General features: G+C 68.9%; 24 protein-coding genes. 16 read left to right on the top strand and 8 right to left on the bottom strand.

What is annotated here, in order from left to right:
- Positions 1 to 24: 24 nt before the first annotated feature.
- Positions 25 to 1,410, bottom strand: coding sequence for a class II 3-deoxy-7-phosphoheptulonate synthase (locus ACIG5A_RS13770; RefSeq protein WP_397240502.1), 1,386 nt, complete (start codon positions 1,408 to 1,410; stop codon positions 25 to 27).
- A gap of 114 nt (positions 1,411 to 1,524) precedes the next feature.
- Here ACIG5A_RS13770 and ACIG5A_RS13765 point away from each other — a divergent pair, with 114 nt between their 5' ends.
- Positions 1,525 to 2,013, top strand: coding sequence for a polyadenylate-specific 3'-exoribonuclease AS (locus ACIG5A_RS13765; RefSeq protein WP_397240625.1), 489 nt, complete (start codon positions 1,525 to 1,527; stop codon positions 2,011 to 2,013).
- A gap of 16 nt (positions 2,014 to 2,029) precedes the next feature.
- On the opposite strand, the gene ACIG5A_RS13760 is transcribed toward ACIG5A_RS13765, so the two are convergent.
- The 5 genes from ACIG5A_RS13760 to ACIG5A_RS13740 form a co-directional block, all read right to left on the bottom strand.
- Positions 2,030 to 2,338 carry a DUF732 domain-containing protein gene (locus tag ACIG5A_RS13760; RefSeq protein WP_397240624.1) on the bottom strand — a complete coding sequence of 103 codons (309 nt, stop codon included), beginning with the start codon at positions 2,336 to 2,338 and terminating at the stop codon, positions 2,030 to 2,032.
- A 92-nt stretch (positions 2,339 to 2,430) separates the two neighbouring features.
- Positions 2,431 to 4,068 (bottom strand): cytochrome bc complex cytochrome b subunit, encoded by a 1,638-nt coding sequence (locus ACIG5A_RS13755; RefSeq protein ID WP_397240501.1) that lies wholly within the window; start codon positions 4,066 to 4,068, stop codon positions 2,431 to 2,433.
- Positions 4,065 to 5,240 carry a ubiquinol-cytochrome c reductase iron-sulfur subunit gene (locus ACIG5A_RS13750; RefSeq protein ID WP_397240500.1) on the bottom strand — a complete coding sequence of 392 codons (1,176 nt, stop codon included), beginning with the start codon at positions 5,238 to 5,240 and terminating at the stop codon, positions 4,065 to 4,067. The genes ACIG5A_RS13755 and ACIG5A_RS13750 overlap by 4 nt, the downstream gene beginning before the upstream one ends.
- A 97-nt stretch (positions 5,241 to 5,337) precedes the next feature.
- A complete protein-coding gene (locus ACIG5A_RS13745) occupies positions 5,338 to 6,213 on the bottom strand; it encodes a c-type cytochrome (protein ID WP_397240499.1) in 876 nt (291 codons plus the stop codon).
- Between the two features lie 58 nt (positions 6,214 to 6,271).
- Entirely contained in the window at positions 6,272 to 6,883 is a 612-nt protein-coding gene (locus ACIG5A_RS13740; RefSeq protein ID WP_397240498.1) for a heme-copper oxidase subunit III, read from the bottom strand.
- A 215-nt stretch (positions 6,884 to 7,098) separates the two neighbouring features.
- On the opposite strand from ACIG5A_RS13740, the gene ACIG5A_RS13735 reads away from it, so the two are divergent.
- The 4 genes from ACIG5A_RS13735 (at position 7,099) to ACIG5A_RS13720 (ending at position 9,460) form a co-directional block, all read left to right on the top strand.
- The gene (locus tag ACIG5A_RS13735) at positions 7,099 to 7,530 is read left to right on the top strand and encodes a hypothetical protein (protein WP_397240623.1); all 432 of its coding nucleotides are present in this window, start codon (positions 7,099 to 7,101) and stop codon (positions 7,528 to 7,530) included.
- A gap of 78 nt (positions 7,531 to 7,608) precedes the next feature.
- Complete coding sequence (trpD, locus tag ACIG5A_RS13730) at positions 7,609 to 8,670, top strand: anthranilate phosphoribosyltransferase (RefSeq protein ID WP_397240497.1); 1,062 nt, start codon at positions 7,609 to 7,611, stop codon at positions 8,668 to 8,670.
- Positions 8,671 to 8,808: 138 nt separating this feature from the next.
- Complete coding sequence (locus tag ACIG5A_RS13725; protein ID WP_397240496.1) at positions 8,809 to 9,123, top strand: hypothetical protein; 315 nt, start codon at positions 8,809 to 8,811, stop codon at positions 9,121 to 9,123.
- 49 nt (positions 9,124 to 9,172) lie between these two features.
- Positions 9,173 to 9,460 carry a hypothetical protein gene (locus ACIG5A_RS13720; RefSeq protein WP_397240495.1) on the top strand — a complete coding sequence of 96 codons (288 nt, stop codon included), beginning with the start codon at positions 9,173 to 9,175 and terminating at the stop codon, positions 9,458 to 9,460.
- Between the two features lie 16 nt (positions 9,461 to 9,476).
- Here ACIG5A_RS13720 and ACIG5A_RS13715 read toward each other — a convergent pair whose 3' ends face one another.
- Both ACIG5A_RS13715 and ACIG5A_RS13710 read right to left on the bottom strand, forming a co-directional pair.
- A complete protein-coding gene (locus ACIG5A_RS13715) occupies positions 9,477 to 9,752 on the bottom strand; it encodes an Lrp/AsnC family transcriptional regulator (RefSeq protein ID WP_397240494.1) in 276 nt (91 codons plus the stop codon).
- A 4-nt stretch (positions 9,753 to 9,756) separates the two neighbouring features.
- Complete coding sequence (locus ACIG5A_RS13710) at positions 9,757 to 11,493, bottom strand: DEDD exonuclease domain-containing protein (RefSeq protein WP_397240493.1); 1,737 nt, start codon at positions 11,491 to 11,493, stop codon at positions 9,757 to 9,759.
- A 560-nt stretch (positions 11,494 to 12,053) separates the two neighbouring features.
- On the opposite strand from ACIG5A_RS13710, the gene ACIG5A_RS13705 reads away from it, so the two are divergent.
- The 11 genes from ACIG5A_RS13705 (at position 12,054) to ACIG5A_RS13655 (ending at position 21,330) form a co-directional block, all read left to right on the top strand.
- Entirely contained in the window at positions 12,054 to 12,632 is a 579-nt protein-coding gene (locus ACIG5A_RS13705; protein ID WP_397240492.1) for a C40 family peptidase, read from the top strand.
- A 231-nt stretch (positions 12,633 to 12,863) separates the two neighbouring features.
- Entirely contained in the window at positions 12,864 to 13,889 is a 1,026-nt protein-coding gene (locus ACIG5A_RS13700) for an NlpC/P60 family protein (protein ID WP_397240491.1), read from the top strand.
- Between the two features lie 6 nt (positions 13,890 to 13,895).
- Positions 13,896 to 14,906: a hypothetical protein gene (locus tag ACIG5A_RS13695; RefSeq protein WP_397240490.1), complete on the top strand. Its 1,011-nt coding sequence runs from the start codon at positions 13,896 to 13,898 to the stop codon at positions 14,904 to 14,906.
- Positions 14,907 to 14,957: 51 nt separating this feature from the next.
- A complete protein-coding gene (locus tag ACIG5A_RS13690; protein ID WP_397240489.1) occupies positions 14,958 to 16,085 on the top strand; it encodes a glycosyltransferase family 4 protein in 1,128 nt (375 codons plus the stop codon).
- A gap of 183 nt (positions 16,086 to 16,268) precedes the next feature.
- A complete protein-coding gene (locus ACIG5A_RS13685; RefSeq protein WP_397240488.1) occupies positions 16,269 to 16,652 on the top strand; it encodes a polyketide cyclase / dehydrase and lipid transport in 384 nt (127 codons plus the stop codon).
- Between the two features lie 33 nt (positions 16,653 to 16,685).
- Positions 16,686 to 17,123 carry an SRPBCC family protein gene (locus ACIG5A_RS13680; protein ID WP_397240487.1) on the top strand — a complete coding sequence of 146 codons (438 nt, stop codon included), beginning with the start codon at positions 16,686 to 16,688 and terminating at the stop codon, positions 17,121 to 17,123.
- A complete protein-coding gene (locus tag ACIG5A_RS13675) occupies positions 17,120 to 18,355 on the top strand; it encodes an ArsA family ATPase (RefSeq protein WP_397240622.1) in 1,236 nt (411 codons plus the stop codon). Before ACIG5A_RS13680 ends, ACIG5A_RS13675 begins: the two co-directional genes overlap by 4 nt.
- The gene (locus tag ACIG5A_RS13670) at positions 18,352 to 18,774 is read left to right on the top strand and encodes a hypothetical protein (protein ID WP_397240486.1); all 423 of its coding nucleotides are present in this window, start codon (positions 18,352 to 18,354) and stop codon (positions 18,772 to 18,774) included. Before ACIG5A_RS13675 ends, ACIG5A_RS13670 begins: the two co-directional genes overlap by 4 nt.
- The gene (locus tag ACIG5A_RS13665) at positions 18,771 to 19,781 is read left to right on the top strand and encodes an ROK family protein (protein ID WP_397240485.1); all 1,011 of its coding nucleotides are present in this window, start codon (positions 18,771 to 18,773) and stop codon (positions 19,779 to 19,781) included. The genes ACIG5A_RS13670 and ACIG5A_RS13665 overlap by 4 nt, the downstream gene beginning before the upstream one ends.
- Positions 19,782 to 19,892: 111 nt before the next feature.
- Positions 19,893 to 20,618 (top strand): lysophospholipid acyltransferase family protein, encoded by a 726-nt coding sequence (locus ACIG5A_RS13660; RefSeq protein ID WP_397240484.1) that lies wholly within the window; start codon positions 19,893 to 19,895, stop codon positions 20,616 to 20,618.
- Between the two features lie 49 nt (positions 20,619 to 20,667).
- Positions 20,668 to 21,330, top strand: coding sequence for a phosphoribosylanthranilate isomerase (locus ACIG5A_RS13655; RefSeq protein WP_397240483.1), 663 nt, complete (start codon positions 20,668 to 20,670; stop codon positions 21,328 to 21,330).
- Positions 21,331 to 21,759: the final 429 nt, after the last annotated feature.

Raw genomic sequence — 21,759 nt, 5'->3', positions numbered from 1 at the left:
TCTCGCGTGTTCAGGTGAATCAGCTCAGCGCAGCATCTCCGCGACCAGGAAGGCCAGCTCGAGCGACTGCTGGGTGTTCAGGCGCGGGTCGCACGCCGTCTCGTAGCGATCGTTGAGATCGAGATCGGAGATCTCCTGGGCGCCGCCGATGCATTCGGTGACGTTCTCGCCGGTCAGCTCGATGTGCAGGCCGCCGGGATGGGTGCCGAGCGCGTGGTGCACCTCGAAGAAGCCCTGCACCTCGTCGACGATCCGGTCGAAGTGGCGGGTCTTGTAGCCGGTGGACGCCTCGTGGGTGTTGCCGTGCATGGGGTCGCACTGCCAGATCACCTGATGGCCGGTGGCCTGGACCTTCTCGATGATGGGCGGCAGCACGTCGCGCACCTTCGCGTTGCCCATCCGCGACACGATGGTCAGCCTGCCCGGCTCGTTGTTCGGATCGAGCCGCTCGACGTATTCGACGGCCATATCCGGGGTGGTGCTCGGGCCGATCTTCAGGCCGATCGGGTTGGCCAGCAGTTCGGCGAAGGCGATGTGCGCGCCGTCGAGCTGGCGGGTGCGCTCACCGATCCACAGGAAGTGCGCCGACAGGTCGTACAGGGTCGGCTCGCCCGCGTGGTTCTCGCTGAGCCGCAGCATGGCCCGCTCGTAGTCGAGCACGAGCGCCTCGTGGCTGGCGTAGATGCGCGCGGACTGCAGGCTCGGGTCGTTCACCCGGCACGCCGTCATGAAGGCGAGGCCGCGGTCGATCTCCTCGGCCAGCGCCTCGTAGCGGGCGCCCGCGGGCGACTGGGCGACGAAATCGCGGTTCCAGTCGTGCACCTTGTGCAGATCGGCCATGCCCGCGCCGGTGAGCGCGCGCACCAGGTTCATCGCGGCGCTGGCGTTGGCGTAGGCGCGGACCAGGCGCGACGGATCGTGCTCGCGCACGGCGGCGTCGGCGACCAGCGAGTTGACCATATCGCCGCGGTAGGACTTCAGGCCGAGCGAATCGGTATCGGAGGACCGCGGTTTCGCGTACTGGCCCGCGATGCGCGCGACCTTCACCACCGGCAGGCTGGCGCCGTAGGTGAGCACGACGGCCATCTGCAGCAGGGTGCGGATGTTGCCGCGGATATGCGGCTCGGTGTTGTCGGCGAACGTCTCGGCGCAGTCACCGCCCTGCAGCAGGAAGGCCTCGCCGCGCGCCACCTCGGCGAGCTGCGTGCGCAGCTCCTCCACCTCGGCGGGCACGCAGATCGGCGGGACGCTCTCCAGCACGGTGCGCATCATCGCCGCCTGGCCGGGATCCCAGGAGGGCTGCTGTAGTGCGGGTCGGGCCAGCGCGTCGTCCAGACGCCTGCGCAGCTCGGCGGGCAGCGGCGGCAATTCCGGCAGGCGATCGATGGGTACGTCGACGGTCCAGTTCACCCGTTCAGAATACGGATGCACCGGGTGGGGACGATAGCCGGAGGTTGCCGCCCCTAGGGTGATTTGTGCGCACCCTGCGTACCCCACCGAATGACTGAGGAGAGACCGATCTCACTGCGATACTTCTACGACTGCGAATTCATCGAGGACGGCGTGGTCATCGACCTCGTTTCCATCGGTGTCGTGTGTGAGGACGGCCGCGAATACTATGCGGTCTCCACCGAATTCGATCCGGACCGCGCGGGGCCATGGGTGCGCAAGTACGTACTGCCGAAGCTGCCCTCGCCGTCCTCGCCGCTGTGGCGCAGCCGCAAGCAGATCCGCGAGGACCTCTACAACTTCTTCGTGCCGCGCCCGACGGTGCAGCCGGAACTGTGGGCCTGGGTCGCCGCGTACGACCATGTGGCGCTGTGCCAGCTCTGGGGATCGATGGTCGACCTGCCGAGCGCGCTACCGCGCTACACCAACGAGCTGCGCCAGCACTGGGACGCGCACGGGCGCCCGGAGCTGCCCCCGGTGCCGCCGGACGCGCACGACGCGCTCGCCGACGCCAGGCACAACCTGGCGAAGTTCGAGGCCATCGAGGCGGCCCGGCGGCGTTGACCCCTAACGGGCCCGGTCAGGACTTGGGCTGCGGGCAGTAGGCATCGATCGCCGCGCTGGCCAGCGCGGCGCTCTGCTTGGCGTTCAACGCCGGAATCGAGATCCCACTGGCCACCTCGGTGGGCGTTTCCCGATTCTTGGTGATGGTGGCGCACACCGCCTTACCGTCGCGGATCGCGGCATCGTTGTCGGCGTGCGGGACGCCCGCGGCGTCCAACGCGGCTAGATAGGCGGTGTCTTTGGGGTCGCGAGCAGGGGATTCGGTCGAGGAACCGCATGCGGTCAGCACGATGGCCAAGGCGGGCAATACCGCCAGATACTTCATCACGGCGGTAGCCTACGATCTCGCGCCGAGATATGTAACACGAAGGCCCCGAGTCGATTTCGACTCGGGGCCTCCGTGCTTCAGATCACCGATCAGTGGCCGTGCTTGCCGTCCTGACCGTGCTCGAGCTGCTGGCGCTTCAGCAGCACCGCGAGCTGCTTGTGCTCTTCTTCGTGCTCGATCTCGAAGTGCTGTTCGCTCTCCTGCCACGGATCCGGGCGCAGGAAGCTACCGGTGCCCGGCTTACCCGCCGAACCCAGCTTGTTCATCTTCTTCGGGACGTGCGCACCCTGGTACTCCAGCGGCAGCGGGTGGCCGTGGTCGTCGACCGGGCCGAGCGGCTGGTGCACCTCGATGTACTCACCGTGCGGCAGGCGCTTGATCACACCGGTCTCGATACCGTGCTCGAGCACCGCGCGGTCGCTGCGCTGCAGGCCGATGCAGAATCGGTAGGCGACGAAGTACGCGACCGGTGGCACGACAAGCATGCCGATGCGGCCCATCCAGGTGGTGGCGTTCAACGAGATGTCGAATTTCAGCGCCAGGATGTCGTTGACGCAGGACAGCGTCAGCACCACGTAGAACGAGATCGCCATGGCGCCGATCGCGGTACGCACCGGCACATCGCGCGGACGCTGCAGCAGGTTGTGGTGCGCACGGTCGCCCGTGAGCTTCTGCTCGATCCACGGGTAGGCGATCAGCACGGTGAACACCAGGCCCATGATCAGCGCGACCCAGAACACCGCGGGCACGGTGTAGCGCCCGAGGTAGAGCTCCCACGGCGGCATCAGGCGCGCCAGGCCGTCGGTCCACATCATGTAGAAGTCCGGCTGCGAACCCGCCGAGACCTGAGACGGGTTGTAGGGACCCAGGTTCCAGATCGGGTTGATCTGCAGCACACCGCCGAGGATGCCGACGATGCCGAGGGTGAACATGAAGAACGCACCCTGATCGGCGGCGAACACCGGGATGATCCGAGCGCCGACCACGTTGTTCTCGGTGCGGCCCGGTCCGGGGAACTGCGTGTGCTTCTGGTACCAGACCAGCGCGACGTGCGCGCCGATCAGCGCCAGGATGATGCCGGGGAACAGCAGCACGTGCGCGATGTAGAGGCGCGGGATGATGATGTCGCCGGGGAAGTCACCGCCGAAGATCAGCCAGTGCATCCAGGTGCCGACGATCGGGATACTCATCGTGATACCGCCGAACGCGGCGCGCAGGCCGGTGCCGGACAGCAGGTCGTCGGGCAGCGAGTAGCCGAAGAAACCCTCGAACATCGCCAGGATCAGCAGCAGCGAGCCGATCACCCAGTTCGCCTCACGCGGCTTACGGAACGCGCCGGTGAAGAAGATACGGAACAGGTGGATGATGATCGACGCCGCGAAAAGCAGTGCGGCCCAGTGGTGCACCTGGCGGACGAACAGACCGCCGCGCACCTCGAAGGTGATGTTCAGCGCGGTCTCGTAGGCCCGCGACATGGTGACGCCGCGCAGCGGCTGGTAGGCGCCGTTGTACACGACCTCGCTCATCGACGGATCGAAGAACAGGGTCAGGTACACACCCGACAGCAGCAGGATGATGAACGCGTACAGCGCGATCTCACCGAGCAGGAACGACCAGTGGGTCGGGAAGACCTTGTTGATCGAGCGCTTCATGAACGCGGCGGCGCGATACCGCTCGTCCATCGCGTTGGCCTGATGCGCGCCAGCGCGCGCGAGTGCGGATGTCATGAACGACGCTCCCAGTAGGCCGGGCCGAGCGGCTCGATGAAGTCGCCGTTGGCGACCAGGTAGCCATCGGCGTTGACGGTGATCGGCAGCTGCGGCAGTGCGCGAGCGGCGGGACCGAAGACCGGCTTACCCCATTCGGTCGCCGAGAACTGCGACTGGTGGCAGGGGCACAGGATCTTGTTGGTCTGCTGCTCGAACAGCGACGTCGGGCAACCGAGGTGGGTGCAGATCTTCGAGTAGGCGAAGTAGTCGCCGTAGTTGAAGCTCTCCTGGCCCTTGCGCTTGATCGCCTTCTGCGCGTCGGCGGTGCGCAGGCGAATCAGCATGACCGCGTTGCGGATACCGCGCAGCGACTGCAGGGTGGCGTGCTCGTCGCCGCGCCACTTCTCCTTCCAGGGGAACACCGTCTCCATGGCGCCCGCGTCCAGATCCTCGGGACGCACGAGCACGATGTCCTCCGGGCGACCGGTGTCGCGGCGGATGAACACGGTCTCGCCCGGGTAGTCCGGGGTCCAGCCGGAGACCCACAGCGGCGACTTGGCGCCCTTGGCCCACGGGTTCTTGATCAGGCCGCCGACACCGAGCAGCAGCGCGCCGATGCCGAGCACGCCGAGACCGGCGCCCGCGGTGCGGGTGATCATCTTGCGGCGGCCGAGGGTCGAGGTGTCCAGCGCGTCGGACAGCTCGGCGACCAGCGTGCGCCGCTCGACCTCGGGCGACGGGCCGTCGTGGCGGTCCTGGATGGACAGCTCGGCGGGGATGAACGTCTTGCGGATCAGCACCACGGCGATACCGATGCACAGCACCGAGATACCGAAGGTCAGGCCGATCAGCGGCGTCGACAGCGAGTAGACGCCGTGCTTCTCGTCGCCCTTGCCGACCCACTGCCAGGGCCAGAACAGGTATACACCGACCAGGGCGGCCGCGGCCAGCCCGGAAACGGCGAACCAGAACGAGACGGCGCGCTCGGCCCGCTTCTCGGCGCGGGTGCCCGGAATCGGGAACCGCTCGCGCCGGTAGGCGACGTCGACGCCGTCACGCTCGGTGCCGAGCTTGACCAGCTCGTCACGCGACATCGCGTCCAGTTCTGCCTCGGTGTACTCCTTGGACGCGGAGTTCACCGACTCGTTCGACGGCGTCTTGCCGTCCTGCCCCTCATCCGGGCGACCCATGTCGTTTGGCTCCTTGTCACTCATGACTGCGCCTCGCTCGCGCTCGGCTCCGTCATTCCTGAAGACGCTGTGTTGATGATTCGCTCGCTTCGCTCGCTCATGAGCGGCTACCGATCCACATCGCCGAACCGACGACCGCGACGATGCCGACGACCCAGATGGCCAGGCCTTCGGTCGCGGGGCCGAAACCACCGAGATCCCAGCCGCCGGGGCTGCGCTCCTCGGTCGAGTTCTTGACGTAGGCGATGATGTCGCGCTTCTCCTCCGGGCTGAGCTGGCGGTCGGAGAACTTGGGCATGTTCTCCGGGCCGGTCAGCATGGCCGCGTAGATCTGCTGCTCGGAGGCGGGCTCCAGCGGCGGCGCGAACTTACCGGAGGACAGCGCACCGCCGCGTCCGGTGAAGTTGTGGCAGGACGCGCAGTTCATCCGGAACAGCTCGGAACCGCGGGCGATATCGGGGCCGCGCAGCGACTCCTGCGCGATCTCGCCGTTGGCCTCGCGGATCACCGAGGGGCCGCCGCCGTTGGCCGCGACGTACGCGCCGAGCGCGTCGGTCTGGTGCGCGTCGAACTTGGCCGGCTTGCGCGCGGCCTGCGCCTGGTTGGCGGCCAGCGGCATACGACCCGAGGACACCTGGAAGTAGACCGCGGCGTCACCGACGCCGATGAGGCTGGGGCCGCGGTCGGGCACACCCTGCAGGTTCGCGCCGTGGCAGGTGATGCAGGACGTCTCGTACAGCTGCTGGCCCTCGCGGATCAGCGCGGTCTGGTCACCGTTGGCGGTCGCGACCTGCGCGGTCGGCGTGAGCGCCGCGGCGAGGAAGCCGGCTCCGACCAGACCCATCAGCAGTGCGAGTCCGCCCGCGATGCGACGGCGAACGCGCCGCTGCTTGCGCGTCTTGCTTGCCTGGCCGTTAGCTGCCGCGTTCCCGGGGCTGGCGGGTTCTGGCGCTGACGGGGGAGATGAACTCATCTGTGTCCCTTTGGAGTAGACGGAACCGACTTGTACAAAAGATTTCGGGGGCTGGCTATCAGCGGACGAAGTAGATCGTGGCGAAGAGGCCGATCCAGACGATGTCGACGAAGTGCCAGTAGTACGAGACGACGATCGCGGCGGTGGCCTGCGCGGGGGTGAACTTACTGACCTTGGTGCGGATCAGCAGGAACACGAAGGCGATCAGACCGCCGATGACGTGCAGACCGTGGAAGCCGGTGGTGATGTAGAACACCGAGCCGTAGGCACTGCTCGAGATGGAGGTGCCTTCCTTGACCAGGTTCGTGTACTCGTAGCCCTGGCCGAGGACGAACAGCGCACCCATGATCAGGGTGACCACGTACCAGCGGCGCAGGCCGAACACGTCGCCGCGCTCCGCGGCGAACACGCCCATCTGGCAGGTGAACGAGGACGCGACCAGCACGGTCGTAACCGGCACCGCCAGGTAGAGGTTCAGCTCGGTCGGCTCCGGCGGCCACTCGCCGTGGGCCTGGGCGCGCGCGACGAAATACATCGCGAAGAGGCCGGCGAAGAACATCAGCTCGCTGGACAGCCAGATGATGGTACCGACACTGACCATGTTGGGCCGGTTCAGCGAGTGCACACGCTGGGTAATGGCCGATCCTGGGGTCCCTACTGCGGTCGTCACGGGGGTAAGTATGACTCGTCGTAGTACGACACAAGTACCCGGGTGCGAAACTTGTTCGTCCGTGTCGGAAAACGCACGGACAGACAGGGTCTCGACGCGGCCTCGGCGTGTCAGGGTTTACCCAGCGTGTCGCGGTGACCGGCGTCGAGCATGGCAGGCGCGGATAAGTAGAAGCTGAGACGGAGGCAACGGTGGCAGCGGGATGGTTGCGGCGGATGTTCGGGCGCGAACGCGCGGCGGAACTCGATCGGGACCGGACCGACCTGGTGGTCGTCGCGGCCAGTTTCGATGACGCCGAGGCATGTTCGGCGGCGCTGGAGCGGGCCACCCGGCTGGTGGCCGACGCGCCCGCGGTGCTGCGCCACCATCTGCGCGTCCCCGCCGACCGGATCGCCGACGTGTGTGCGATCGCCGCGCAGGACGGCTACTCCCCCGCGCCCGCCGACGCGCCGCCCGCGCCCACCGACGCCGAGCGCGCACCCATGACCGGTCCGCTGGAAAAGCTTGTCCTGCAACGCGTCCAGGTGCTCGACGCGCTGCACTGCGCACAGGAGCGGTCGCGGATGGCCGGTTTGGCGCAGCGCAACGACGGGATCGCCGACGGCTGGGACGCTTTGCAGCCCGATTCGATGACCGAACCACGCTAATAGGCCCTAAAGCGCTCGCCTACTAGGCTGCTTCGCGACAAACTGGTGCGAACCAGTGTGAATGGGAGACGTAGAAACATGACTGTGCGTAGCTGGCCCCAGGTGCTCGGTACCCTCGCCGACGGTGGCGACCTGGCCGCGGCCGACACGGCATGGGCGATGAACGAGATCATGTCGGACAACGCCACCTCCGCGCAGATCGCCGCGTTCGGCGTCGCGATGAAGATCAAGGGCCCGACGCCCGACGAACTCGGCGGGCTGGCCACCGGCATGCTCGATCACGCGCGCCTGGTGAAGATCGATGGCGACGCCGTCGACATCGTCGGCACCGGCGGCGACCGGTCCGGCTCGGTGAACATCTCCACCATGTCCGCGATCGTGGTCGCCGCCGCCGGTGTGCCGGTGGTCAAGCACGGCAACCGCGCCGCGTCGTCGAAGAGCGGTGGCGCCGACGTGCTGGAGGCACTCGGCGTGAAGCTGGCGCTGGGCCCGGAGGCCGTCGCGCAGTGCGTGCGCGAACTCGGCATCGGCTTCTGCTTCGCACCGGTCTTCCATCCCGCGCTGCGCTTCGCGGGCGCGGCGCGTAAAGAAATAGGCATCCCCACCGTCTTCAACATCCTCGGCCCGCTGACCAACCCGGCCCAGCCGCGCGCCGGGCTCGTCGGCTGCGCGTTCCCCGATCTGGTTCCGGTGGTCGCGGGCGTCTTCGCCGAGCGCGGCGCGAGCGCGCTGGTGGTGCGCGGCAACGACGGCCTGGACGAGATCACCACCTCCGACACCACCGATGTCTGGGTGGTGTCGGGCGGCAAGCTGCGCGAGACCACCATCGACCCGACCCGCCTCGGCATCGCGCGCGTCGATCTGGCGGCACTGCGCGGCGGCGAGGCCGACGTCAATGCCGCGGTGGCCCGCGACGTTTTCGCCGGAACGCCGGGCGCGGTCCGTGACGCCGTGCTGGTGAACTCCGCGGCCGCGATCGTCGCCTACGATCTGTCGCGCGGCGCCGGCGATGCCGAGGCCGACCTCGATGGCGCGCTGTCGGCCGGGATCGAGCGCGCCGCCGCGGCGATCGACGCCGGTGCGGCGGCCAGGCTGCTGGACCGGTGGGCCGCGCTGACGAACACCCTCGGCGACCGCTGAGCCAGGCCAGCGCGCCACAATCGGGATTTCGCGGTACCCCGCATGCGCAACAACTAGAGTTGTAGCAACAATCACGCAAATCGCCCGGACGCGTCCGCGGACGTGTGCCCTTCCGGCATGACTGGCGAGGAGCACGGCATGAGGTACGGCATCGCCGCAGTACTCGGCGTGACCTCGGGGGCAGCGATGATCTTGGTCGGCCCGTTGGCCGGTGCGGCCGCGGGCGATCTGATCATCAATCGCATCCCCTACCGCAATCCGGACGGATGCCTAGAGGTAGCCGGTAAGGCGATGCCGCTCGCGGTCGAGAACAACACCGCGACCGGCGCCGCGGTCTTTCGCGACTCGGGCTGCACCGGCGAGATGACCGGCTACATCGACCCGTTCAACACCCGGCGGCCGGGACCGGCACCCGCCGGATTCTTCGGTGCGTCGATCAAGGTCATGCGATGAGTGCCGCCCTATAAGTGATGAGTGCCGCCCTATAAGTAAGGAGCACAGCATGCGACGCAGTATTCGCGCGATCCCCGTCCCGCTCGCGGCGGCGGCGTTGCTCGTCCTCGCCCCCACCGCGCACGCGGTCAACGGACAGCTCATCGTCGACGGCGCTGTCTACCAGGATCCGTCGGGCTGCATCTTCATCGGCGAGGACGCCAACCGCACCTTCGAGAACAACACCGAGGGCGTGGTGACGGTCTTCCCGAGGGTCGATTGCAGCGGCGAGGCCAGCGCGGTACTCCCCTCGGGCGACTCCGGCACCTACCCCGGCAAGTCCGTCGCGGTCGGCTGAGCCGGCTTCCCCGGGCTCATTCGCCCAGCGAGAACCCGGCTTCCACCTCCGCGCTCGAGTAGGACTTGAACGCGATGTGGGTGGTGGTCCGCGCGACGCCCTTCACCTTGTCGATGCGGTTGGTCACCACCTCGGCGATCTGCTCGTGGTCGCGCACCCGCACGATCGCGATCAGATCGACATCGCCCGCGCAGGAGTAGACCTCGGCGACGCCGTCGGTGTCGGCGACCGCCTGCGCGGTCTCCGGAATAAGGCCGTTGTCGGCATTGATCATCACGATCGCGGTAATCATGGGATCAGCCTAAAGCGTCGAGGTACTCCGCTTCAGGCGGTTTCGCCCTGGCCGCCGCATCCGCCACCTCGGCCCACCCCAGCCAGCGCGCCGCGCCGTGCATCGGCTCGCCGTAGCCCTCGCTCGTCCGCACGATCCGCACGCCAGGGCGGGCCAGCCAGCGCGCGACCAGACCGGCCTCCTCCGGTGACGCGCCGCGCAACGGCGGCGCGTCGTCGAGATCGCCTGCCGGGACGACGGTTTCGGCCGACGCGACGATCCGCTCCACCACGGGCATCGGCGACACTCCCCTGACCGCGTGCCCCGCACCCGCGAGCCGCCCGTAGCGGATCACCGAGAACTCCCAGCCGCCCGCACCGTCGGGGTGCGCGATCACCAATTCCGCGATCCGGGCAACGGCGGCGAGCCGCTGGGTGCGGTGCAGTGCGCGGATCACCGCGACGGTGCGGTCACGCAGCCGGGCCGCGGCCTCGAAATGCTCTGCCCGGGAATGGGTTTCGATACGGTCCAGCATGGTGCGCAGCGTCGCGTCCGAGGCGCCGCTGAACAGCGCGCGCACCGCCGCCGCGGCGGGTGCGTATTCCTCTCTATTAAGGGGTGCATCGGAGACCGCCGCCGGACAGCCGCCGACCACCGCGGGCGGGCAGTCGTGGCGGCCCTTGTTCGGCAGCCGCGTCGTGCAGGTGCGCAGGCCGGTGAACTCGGCGACGACGGCCGCGATATCGAGCGCGTCCGCACGGGAGTGAAAGGGGCCGAGCGCATCCCGGGCCGGCGTGCGGACGACCGCGAAGCGCGGGAACGGTTCGTCGGTGAGCGTCAGCCACCAGGCGCGCTTGGGGAACTTGGAGCGCCGGTTGTACGGCGGGGTGTGCGCGACGAGCAGCCGCAGCTCGCGTACGCCCGCCTCGAGTCCGTGCGCGCATTCGACGTGATCGACGCGCACGGCGAGCGCGACCATCTCCTTCATCCGCCCGCGCGTCTCCGAGCCGGTGAAGTAATTGCGTACGCGGCGGCGCAGATTCACCGCGGTGCCGATGTAGAGCACCTCGTCGGACGGGCCGCGGAACAGATAGACACCGGGCCGCGCAGGCAGATCGGCGGCGAGCCCGCGTTTGGCCCGCTGCCCCGCGCCGACGTCGGGCAGGTAGTCGAGCAGTTCGGTCAGGCTGTGCACGCCCTGGTTGCCGACGCGGGCGATGAGCGCGTGCAGCACGTCGACGGTGGCGCGCGCGTCGTCGAGCGCGCGGTGGGTCGGCTGCACGCTGGCGCCGAGCACCCTGGCGAGCACGCCGAGCCGTACCGAGGGCGCCTCGTCCCGGTTGAGCACCCGCCGCGCCAGCTTCACCGTGCACAGCACCTGCCGGTTCGGCCACGCGGTGTCGCTGCGGGCCGCGGCGGCGCGCAGGAAGGCCATATCGAAGCGGGCGTTGTGCGCGACGAGCACCGAGCCCGCGGCGAATTCGAGGAAGCCCGGCAGCACCGATTCGATCCGCGGCGCCGCGTAGACCATGGCGGTGGTGATCCCGGTGATGTGCACGACCGCGGGCGGGATCTCACGGCCGGGGTTGACCAGCGTCGCGAACTCGCCGAGCACCTCGCCGCCGCGCACCTTCACCGCGCCGATCTCGGTGATCGCGTCGGCATCCGGGCTGGTCCCGGTCGTTTCCAGGTCGACGACCACGAAGGTGGTCGCATACAGCGGCGTATCGAGGTCGTCGAAGGCCAGTTGCTCGGCGGGCACGGCGTGCAGCGTAGGGCCTCGGTACGACAGGAACGCCCGCTGTAACACGCCGCCGGAAAGTCCGAATTACTCCGTGAGAATTTCGCCGTGATACCCACGAAATGATCTCCAACGCTCGAAAGTGACGCAGGTCACAATGTTGCGGACGATACATCAATGCTCCGGGCGTGTCGGAATCCCCGGGGGTGGCGAACCGAGGGTGCTGCGTCGCGCGGCGCCGCGACCACGCGGCCGGGCGAGTCCGATGGCCGGTAAGGTCAATGATGACCTTCGCGACCTTGGAAAATGCTGAGAACCAGATGGCGATCTCGTGAAGATCCGGTGCGCGTCCCACTCGGGTAGCGGCCAGGACGCTCGCCGATAAAGACCTGGCGTTATCTTTTCGTGATTGGTGTGAGATATCTCGCACCGATAACACCGAAAATTTGTTGACCGCCCTCATTTCGCAAGCCGGCGACTTTACAAACCCCCGTGATGTGTTCGTAATCTTTTCGAGACCTCACGGAGTCCGACGCATCCACCTGGTGCGGCGTCGTGGGGCAGATTGGAAGTACCGCATCATGGCGATCAACACCGTCAAGCGACAGGCGCAGCGTGTCGCTGCCGCCGGAGCTGTCGGCGCTGCCACCCTCGGCGCGTTCCTGCTTCCGGCCGCCCCTGCGTCGGCCCAGCCGGTGACCATCCCCGGCATTGGAACGTTCGAGATTCCGAACGAGATCCAGATCCCGCAGGGCATCCCCGGCATCGAGCTCCCCGGTCAGCCGGGCGCGCCGCTGCCGTTCGTCGCGCCGAAGAAGACGCTCGGCGAGGTCGCGCTCGACGCCGCGATGAGCAAGATCGGCGCCCCGTACGTGTACGGCGCCGCGGGCCCGAACGCCTTCGACTGCTCCGGCCTGGTCCAGTGGGCCTACCGCCAGGCGGGCATGGAGCTGCCGCGCACCAGCGGTGAGCAGCTCGGCGCCGGCACCCCGGTGTCGCTCGAGAACCTGCAGCCGGGCGACATGGTGTCGTTCTACGGCGGCGGCCACTCCGGCCTGTACGCCGGTGACGGCAACGTGGTGCACGCCTCGACCGCGGGCACCCCGGTCCAGGTCGCGTCGATCTCGTCGATGCCGTTCGCGGGCGCGCGCCGCTACTGAGCCACGGCACGGGGCGGGCCGAGAGGAAGCGGCCCGCCCCGAAAAGCCGTATATCGGACAACAGGCGTGATCGTTTCGTTCCCCGCTGGACATCCGCCTACGCCGTTCCGTAACCTAAACGAGACCTACGGGTTACTACGTCGCTTTCGCTTCACCGGAGATCTAGCTTCCAGACCAGAGAACGGGGCACGGCAGGCTGTGGCACACCGAAGACAACGCATCGGTCATCGGGTGGGAGTAGCGATCGCGGCCGGATTCCTGGCCACGAGCATCTATAGCGGCGGTCCGGCGGGGGCCGAGCCCGCGGCCATGCCCGCGACGGCCAGCGAGGCCGTCCAGCAGATGATCGACCTGTCGCGGCAATCCGAACAGCTCAATCAGCAGGCGCTCAACGCGCAGACCGATCTCGACGCCAAACTCGCCCTGCAGCGCGAGGCCGACGCGAAGGTGGCCGAAACCACCGGCGCGGTCCAGGCGGCACGCGAGGAGGTGCGCAAGTACCAGCCGGTCATCGATCGCACCGCCATCGCGGAGTACCAAGGCGGCAGCAGTAATCGGATGTTCGCCGTGCTGCTCAGCAATTCACCGCAGCAGCTGCTCGACCAGATGTCGATGCTCGACGTGCTCTCGGCCCAGACCGCCGACCAGCTCAACGAATTCAAGAAGGCCACCGACGCCGCGACCGCGGCGGACAAGGCCGCGCGTACGGCCGCCGACGCCGCGCGCAGCGCCGCCGACAAGGCCGACGCGGTGCGCGCCGATCTGGAGCGCAAGCGCGGCGAACTGGGCGGCGCCATCGCCCAGGTGGTCTCCGCGTGGGGCGCGCTGTCCACCAGGGACCGCTCGGCGCTGGCCGGTTCCCCGTTCCCGCCCGGATTCGACCGCGACACCCTGCTGCAGGGCCTCGTCCCCGGCAGCGGCACCAGCGCGCTGGCCGCCGGGCTCACCCGCGTCGGCGACCCGTACGTCTGGGGCGCGACCGGCCCGCATCAGTTCGACTGCTCCGGGCTCGTGCAGTGGGCCTTCAAACAGGTCGGCAAGGATGTGCCGCGCACCAGCTCGCAGCAGGCGGGCTACGGCACGCCGATCGCCGAGAAGGATCTGCAGCCCGGCGACATCGTCTTCTTCTACTCCGATATCTCCCATGTCGGCATCTACGCGGGCAACGGACTGATGCTGCACGCCTCGACCTTCGGCGTGCCGGTGGCGGTGGCGCCGATGGGGACGACACCGTTCCACTCCGCTCGGCGATACTGATCAGCTATGACGGTGGCCGGGCGGTTTCGCGGGTGGTTGTCGGCGCGCGGGCGGTTCCAGTTCTGCCTCACCGTCGCCATGGTCGCGGTGCTGACCGGCACCTGCGGCGCGCTGGTGCTGCTGCCCAATTCGGTGCTGCCGAAACTGCGTGCGGCGCAGACCGCGTCGGCCGACGCCTTCCCCGCCGCCGCACCCGACGATCCGCGGCTGGCCGCGGTACGCCGGACACTCGAGCCGTTCGGCGCGATCGTCGCCCGCCGGGTGCCGACCGGTAACGGTCAGGAATCGCTGGTCGCCGGCCATCGCGCGCAGAACATCGAGATGGGCGTGCTCGAGCGGGAACTCGCGCAGGCCACCGCCGCCGTCACCGAGGTGTGGGGCGCGGACTGGGCACAGTCGGCGGTCGTGGTCGTCGCGTCCAATCCGTCCGAATTCGCCGCGCTGATCAAATCCGGCGCGAGCATGCCGAGCGAGATCGCCGCCGCCTCGGTGGCCGATCCCTTCGCGCCGGGCACCAGGCCGACCGGACAGCGGGTGGTGTTCAGTCCCGAGGCGGGCAGGCGGCTCGGCCCCGACGGGCTGCGCACCCTGCTGCGGCACGAGCTCACCCATGTCGCGGCCCGCGCGCAGACGGTCGACGGCGCGCCGCAATGGATGCTGGAGGGATTCGCCGACTTCGTCGCCCACCGCGGCCAGCACCACGGCTTCGCCGATATCGCGCCGACCCTCACCGCGCATGTGCGCGCGGGTGACCTGCCCGCCGATCTGCCCGCGGATTCCGAATTCGGCGGCGCCAACGCCTCGTTCGCCTACGAACGCGCCTGGTCGGTCTGTCAGTTCGTCGCCGAGCGGTTCGATCAACCGCGCCTGGTCCAGCTCTATCACCGCATCGCGGCGAGCAAACAGGACGGCGCGAGCGAGGATCGAATCCTGCGCGAGGTGCTCGGCACCGGCCGCGCGGAGTTCGTCGGCGAGTGGCGGGCGTGGCTGCCGGGCCAGGCAGGCGCGCAGCGGTGAAACCTGCCCCGCGAACGCGCCGGGCGCGGAGCGGCAATTAGATTGGGGCCCATGGCCCGAACTTTGCTGGTTACCAATGATTTCCCGCCGCGGCCGGGCGGTATCCAGTCGTATCTGCACGCGCTCGCGGAGCAGCTGCCGCCCGATGATCTGGTCGTTTACGCCCCGCGCTGGCGCGGCGACAGCCATCTGAAGTTCGACGCCAAGCAGAAGTTCCAGGTGGTCCGCCACCCCACCACGCTGATGCTGCCGACCCCGCTGGTGATCCGCAGGGCCGCGCGGCTGCTGCGCAGCGAGAACTGCGACACCGTCTGGTTCGGCGCCGCCGCGCCGCTGGCGCTGATGGCGCCCGCGCTGCGCCGCGCGGGCGCCGAGCGCGTCCTGGCCAGCACGCACGGGCACGAGGTCGGCTGGTCGATGCTGCCCGGCGCCAGGCAGGCGCTGCGTTCGATCGGCGAGCACACCGATGTGGTCACCTACGTCAGCCGCTACACCCGGTCCCGGTTCGCCTCGGCGTTCGGGGCGGGTGCCGCGCTGGAGTACCTGCCGCCGGGGGTCGACACCGATGTCTTCCGGCCCGATCCGGCCGCGCGGGCGGAACTGCGCGAGCGCTACGGGCTGGACGACCGCCCGACCATCCTGTGCCTGTCCCGGCTGGTCCCGCGCAAAGGCCAGGACGCGCTGATCTGCGCGATGCGCGAGATCCGGGATCGGATCGACGGCGCGGTGCTGGTGATCGCGGGCGGCGGACCGTACGAGCAGAAGCTGCACGAGCTGGCCAAGGCCGCCGGCGTCGCCGACTCCGTGGTGTTCACCGGGCGGGTGCCCGCCGCCGAGCTCCCCGCGCATCACACCATCGCCGACGTGTTCGCGATGCCGTGCCGCACCAGGGGCGCCGGGCTCGATGTCGAAGGGCTCGGCATCGTCTACCTGGAGGCGTCGGCCACCGGCGTGCCGGTGGTGGCCGGCCGCTCCGGCGGCGCACCGGAGACGGTCGTCGAGGGCGAGACCGGTCGCGTGGTCGACGGGCGCAAGGTCACCCAGATCGCGGGCGCCATCGTCGACATACTCTCCGACCGCGCGGCCGCCGCCAGAATGGGCGCCGCGGGCCGGGTGTTCGTCGAGGAACGCTGGCACTGGGACAGCATCGGCGCCCGGCTACGACAGCTGCTGCGGTGAATATCTGTGGATGAACTACGCTCCTGAATGTGAGGGAGCGTAGCGAGCGAACCAACAACACAGCGCCTTTGCTCTCGGCGCAGCCGAGCGCCAGCGAGGCGAAGCCGTGAGGGAGCGAGGCGAGCGAACCAACAACACAGCGCCTTTGCTCTCGGCGGAGCCGAGCGTCAGCGAGGCGCAGCCGTGAGCAGCATCCAGGTCGCAGATCAGACGTTCGTGGCCGCACCGGGGACCGCGGTCGCCGATGTGCTGGCCGCGCCGAACAATTGGCGCCGCTGGTGGCCGGATCTCACGCTCGACGTGCGGGAAGACCGGGCCGACAAGGGAATCCGCTGGTCGGTGACCGGTGCGCTGACCGGAACCATGGAGGTCTGGCTGCAGCCGTCGCTGGACGGGGTGATCGTGCACTACTTCCTGCACGCCGAACCACGGACCGCGCTGGCGCCCCGTGACCTGGCCGCGGCCAACCGCGCCCGCCGCGTCGCCGGCCGGACCATGTCGTTCGAATTGAAGGCCAGGCTGGAGGCGGGCAGGCCCGCCGGTGTCGCTCCCGCGCACTCCGCCTGAACCACCTCCGCCGGAAAGGAACCGTTGCCCGCCATGGCCGACAGGACCCAGAGGTCGATCATCGTCGAGGCCCCCTCGCAGCAGGTGATGGCCGTCATCGCCGATCTGGAGTCCTACCCGGAGTGGGTGTCGGCGGCGAAATCCGTCGAGGTGCTCGACAAGGGCCCCGACGGCCGGGCGCGGACCGCGCGGTTCGTCCTGGACGCGGGCGTGGTCAAGGACAGCTATGTGCTCTCCTACACCTGGCGCGCCGACGACAAGGCGGTCAGCTGGACCCTGATCAGCGGTGAGCTGCAGAAGGCGCAGGACGGCACGTACGAACTCATCGACCGGCCCGACGGCAGCACCGAGGTGGTCTACGAACTCACGGTCGACCTGAACATCCCGATGATCGGGATGTTCAAGCGCAAGGCCGAGAAGGTGATCACCGATACCGCGTTGAAAGAACTGAAGAAACGGGTCGAAGGCTGAGCACGACCGGGACCCGCGTCGAACTGTTCATCGGCAAAGGCGGGGTGGGCAAGACGACGCTGGCATGCGCCACCGCGATGGCCTACGCCAGAGCGGGGCAGCGGGTGCTGATCGCCTCGCTCGACCAGGCGCATTCGCTCGGCGATGCGCTCGGCTTTCATTTCCCGCACGATCCCGGCACGGTCACCGGCATCGCGAAGGTACTGCCCGACCTCGACGTGATCGAGGTGGATTCGCTTGCGCTGCTGGAGGATCGGTTCCGCGACGTGGTGCGCGCGCTGTCCGGCACAGGCCACGATCACGGCATCGACCTCACCGCGCTCGACCCGGCCGAGCTGACCGGGCTGCCCGGTGTGCAGGAACTGCTGATGCTGGTCGAGATCACCGAGTTCGCCGGCGACGACGAATGGGACGTGCTCGTCCTGGACTGCCCGCCGTCGGCGGACATGCTGCGGATCATCACCGCGCCGGACACCCTGCTCGGCTATCTGGAGCGGGTGTGGCCGCCGCACGCGCGCGCGATGAGCACCATCGGCACCGACCTGCGCCGCGCGGTGCTGGCGAGCACGGTCGAACGAATCGTCAAGGCGGTCACCGAGGTACGCGATCTGCTCGCCGACCACACGCGCACCGGCGCGCGGCTGATCACCGTCGCCGAGCGGGTCGCGATCGCCGAATCCGAGCGGGTCCGCTCGGCGGCGGCGCTGCTCGGCCTGCGGCTGGACGCGGTGGTGGTGAACAAGGTGCTGCCCGCCGTGCCGCCGCCCGACGACGCCACCCATCCCGCGATGCAGTGGTACCTGAACCGGCGCGCCGAGCAACTGGACGTGATCGACCGCCTCCGATACAGCCTCGACGGCACCCCCGTACTGATCGCCCAGCACACCGGGCCCGAACCGGTCGGGCTGACCTCACTGGCCGCGCTGTCCTACGCGGTGGTGGGTGACGATCCGGCACCGCCTCGCACCACTTCCGGCGAACCGATGGTTCGATGGGAGTCCGGCACCGGCCTGCAATCGGTGTACGCACTACGGATGCACCTGCCCGTGGTTGACCCGGCGACGCTGCGACTGGGACGAGTGGAGGACGATTTGATCGTGGGAGCGGACGGGGTCCGGCGCCGCGTGCGCCTGGCGCCGGTATTGCGGCGGTGCACGGTCGACGGCGCCGAACTCGACCACGGATACCTGGTCGTGCGGTTCGTGCCGGATCCGGAGGTGTGGCCGATATGACCGAGCAGGACGGTCTCGGCGAATTCGCCGAGGAGCTGAAGCTGCTCGCCGAGGCGGTGCTGGAACGGGTCGAGCCGGTGCTGCGCCGCAGCGCCGCCGACGGGCAGGCCGAATGGTCGAGCTGCAGCTGGTGCCCCGTGTGCGCGGCGGCGGCGCTGGTGCGCGGCGAACACCACGACGTGGTCGCCGCGATCGCCGATCACGGCACCGCGATCGTCACGGTGCTGCGCGAGGCGCTCGCGGGCGTACCGGTCGAGCCGCTGCTGCCCGATCCGGAAGACGATGCGGGACACCATCATTCAGGCGTACATGACCATTCGCCCGGCGCGGAGGACGCCGCCGACCAGACCACCGAGGAGCCGACATCAGCCCGCAAGCGCAGCAGGTACATCGGCATCCCCGTGACGATCAAGGCATGACGCGCCGGATGGCGGGTGCGCCACCGCTGACCGTCGGTATCGACGTCGGCGGCACCAACATTCGCGCCTCCGTCGTCGACGGCGAGGGCGAGGTGCTGGACACCGTGCAGGCGCCGACGCCGCACTCCGCCCGCGCACTGGAGGACGCGCTCGAGCGCTCCGTGCGCGAGCTGTGCCGCAGGCATCCCATCGGCGCGGTGGGTCTGGCGGTGGCCGGGTTCATCACCGCCGATCGCACGACCGTTCGATTCGCGCCGCACCTACCGTGGCACGACGCACCCGTCGCCGAACGGCTCACCGAGCGGCTCGGCCTCCCGGTGATCCTGGAGCACGACGCCAACTCCGCCATGTGGGCCGAGTACCGCTTCGGCGCCGCGGCGGGCGGGCACAACGTCGTGCTCGTCGCGATCGGCACCGGCATCGGCGCCGCGCTGCTCATCGACGGGCAGCTGTATCGCGGAACCCACGGTGTCGCACCGGAACTCGGCCACCTCCAGGTGGTGCCGGACGGCAGGGCCTGCCCGTGCGGCAAGCGTGGTTGCTGGGAGAGGTATTGCAGCGGAACGGCATTGGCCGATACCGCGATCGAGATGCTGGCCACCGATCCGGTGCGCTCGGTACTCGCCAAGGATGTCTATCGCGATCCCGGCTCGCTCACCGGCCGCAGGGTCGCGGGCGCCGCGCAGGACGGCGATCCGCTCGCCACCCTGGTCATGGCCGATTTCGCGCGCTGGCTCGGGCTCGGGCTCGCCTTCGTCGGCGATATCTTCGACCCGGATCTGGTGGTGATCGCGGGCGGTGTCAGCAGTTCCGCGTCGCTGTTCCTGGACGAGGCGCGCGAGCATTACGCCAAGTCCATCACCGGTGCGGGACACCGCCCGCTGGCCCGGATTCGCACCACCCAGCTCGGTGAGGCGGCGGGCATGATCGGCGCCGCGGAGCTGGCCAGGGCGACCCTTGTCGGCGCCGACGGCGGGCGGGCGCGGGTCGCGCGTTCCACCCGTTGAGAATCATGTGGTGAGATAAACCGCTGCGGTTGGATGTGATCTGCGACCAGCGGTAAAGTCGGCATCTGACGCAGGTGCTCGCTTCGATCCCGGTCCCGGGGGAAGGACGTCATGTTCTACTGGCTGCTGAAGTACGTGTTGCTGGGACCGTTCATGCATCTCTACAACAGGCCGACGGTCGAGGGTGTGGAGAACATTCCGGCGGACGGCCCGGCGATCATGGCGGGTAATCACCTCTCGTTCGCGGACTGGTTGTTCGCGCCGCTGATGAGCACGCGGCGGATCAACTACCTCGCCAAGGCGGAGTACTTCAACACACCGGGTCTCAAGGGCGCACTGCAGAAGTGGTTCTTCAAGACCTCCGGCCAGTACCCCATCGACCGCACCGGCGCCGACGCCGCCGAGGACGCGCTGAACGCCGCGCGCAAGCTGCTCGACGAGGGCCGCCTGGTCGGGCTGTACCCGGAGGGCACCCGCTCCCCCGACGGCCGCCTCTACAAGGGCAAGACCGGCCTGGCCCGGCTCGCGCTGGAGACCGGCGTCCCGGTCATCCCGGTCGCGGTGATCGGCACCGACGAGGTCAGCCCGCCGGGACCGTTCCGCTGGCGCCGTCGCAAGGTCACCGTGAAATTCGGTGAGCCCATCGACTTCTCCCGCTACGACGGCCTCGGCGGCAACCGCTTCATCGAGCGCGCCGTCACCGACGAGGTCATGTACGAGCTGATGCAGCTCGGCGGCCAGGAGTATGTCGACGTGTACGCCGCGAGCCTGAAGAAGGGCGTGCCGAGCGGTTCACGTCCGGACGCCGCCCGCATCCCGCACACCGCGGCCAGCTGACTCATTTCCGTTCCGCAATCGCACCGCTACCGGCGGTTATCGTGTGCCGGTGACGGTGCGTACAAAGATGTGCGGGATCAGGTCGGTGGCGGATCTGCGGGTCGCGTTGGCCGCGGGCGCTGACGCGGTCGGGTTCATTTCGGGGACAACCCATTTCAGCGAGGACGCACTGGACGCCGCGGCGGCGGCCGAATTGGCGCGGCGCACACCGCCGTTCGTCAGCCGGGTGCTCGTCACCCACGTGGTGGAGCCTGCCGCGATCATCGATCTGGCCGAGCGCATCGGCGTCGACGCCATCCAGGTGCACGGCGTTGTCCCGGTGGACACCGTCCGCGCGGTGCGGCGCGCGGCCCGTGGCCGCCAGGTCATCGCGGCCGTGCACGTCACCGGGCCGGAGGCACTCGACACGGCGCGAAAACTGGCCCCGCATTGCGATGCGGTACTGCTGGATTCGCGTACCGCGAACCGCCTCGGTGGCACCGGCCTCACCCATGACTGGTCGATCAGCGCCGCGATCGTCCGGGCCCTGCACCTGCTCGCCCGCCCGGTCGTGCTCGCGGGCGGCCTCACCCCGGCCAACGTCGCCGCCGCCATCCACGCCGTGCGCCCCTTCGCCGTCGATGTCAACAGCGGCATCGAAACCGGCACCGGCGATAAACACCCGGAAGCCTCCAAAGCCTTCATCACCGCCGCCCACAAGGCCTCCCCCTAAACCCACCCCTACTCACCGCGCACTCACCCTGCGCGCTCCCCACCGTGTTGCTAGGTTGGACGGAACCACTTGGGGTAGGGAGGGTTTCGGCACATGATCGAGCGGCTGCGCGTATCGATGCGCATAGACGCCATCGAGCAATTCCACAGAAATCGCCCTGACCAGCGGTATTGACTCACTTTTTACGGCCCAGCTAACTGACTGCTATCGGTTCGGGTCGATAGAATGTCGCACCATGGGGCGCGGTGGTTGTGACGCCCCCGACTACGTGCGGTCGTTGCCGACAACGCCGCGCGGGTAGTCGCGCCGCCGGGGATTACCCAGCTGTACCCGCACCCGGCGGCGCGCTCCGGCCGTCCCGGCGTCCGCTCCCCCGGCGGACACGCCGTACTCGTGAGAACATGACGCGCGAATACGGGATGAGGACGC

It is taken from the genome of Nocardia sp. NPDC052566 (assembly GCF_044547285.1).
Taxonomy (GTDB): Bacteria; Actinomycetota; Actinomycetes; order Mycobacteriales; family Mycobacteriaceae; genus Nocardia.
The sequence above is the reverse complement of the archived record's forward strand: the minus strand, read 5'-3'. Positions and strand labels throughout refer to the sequence as shown.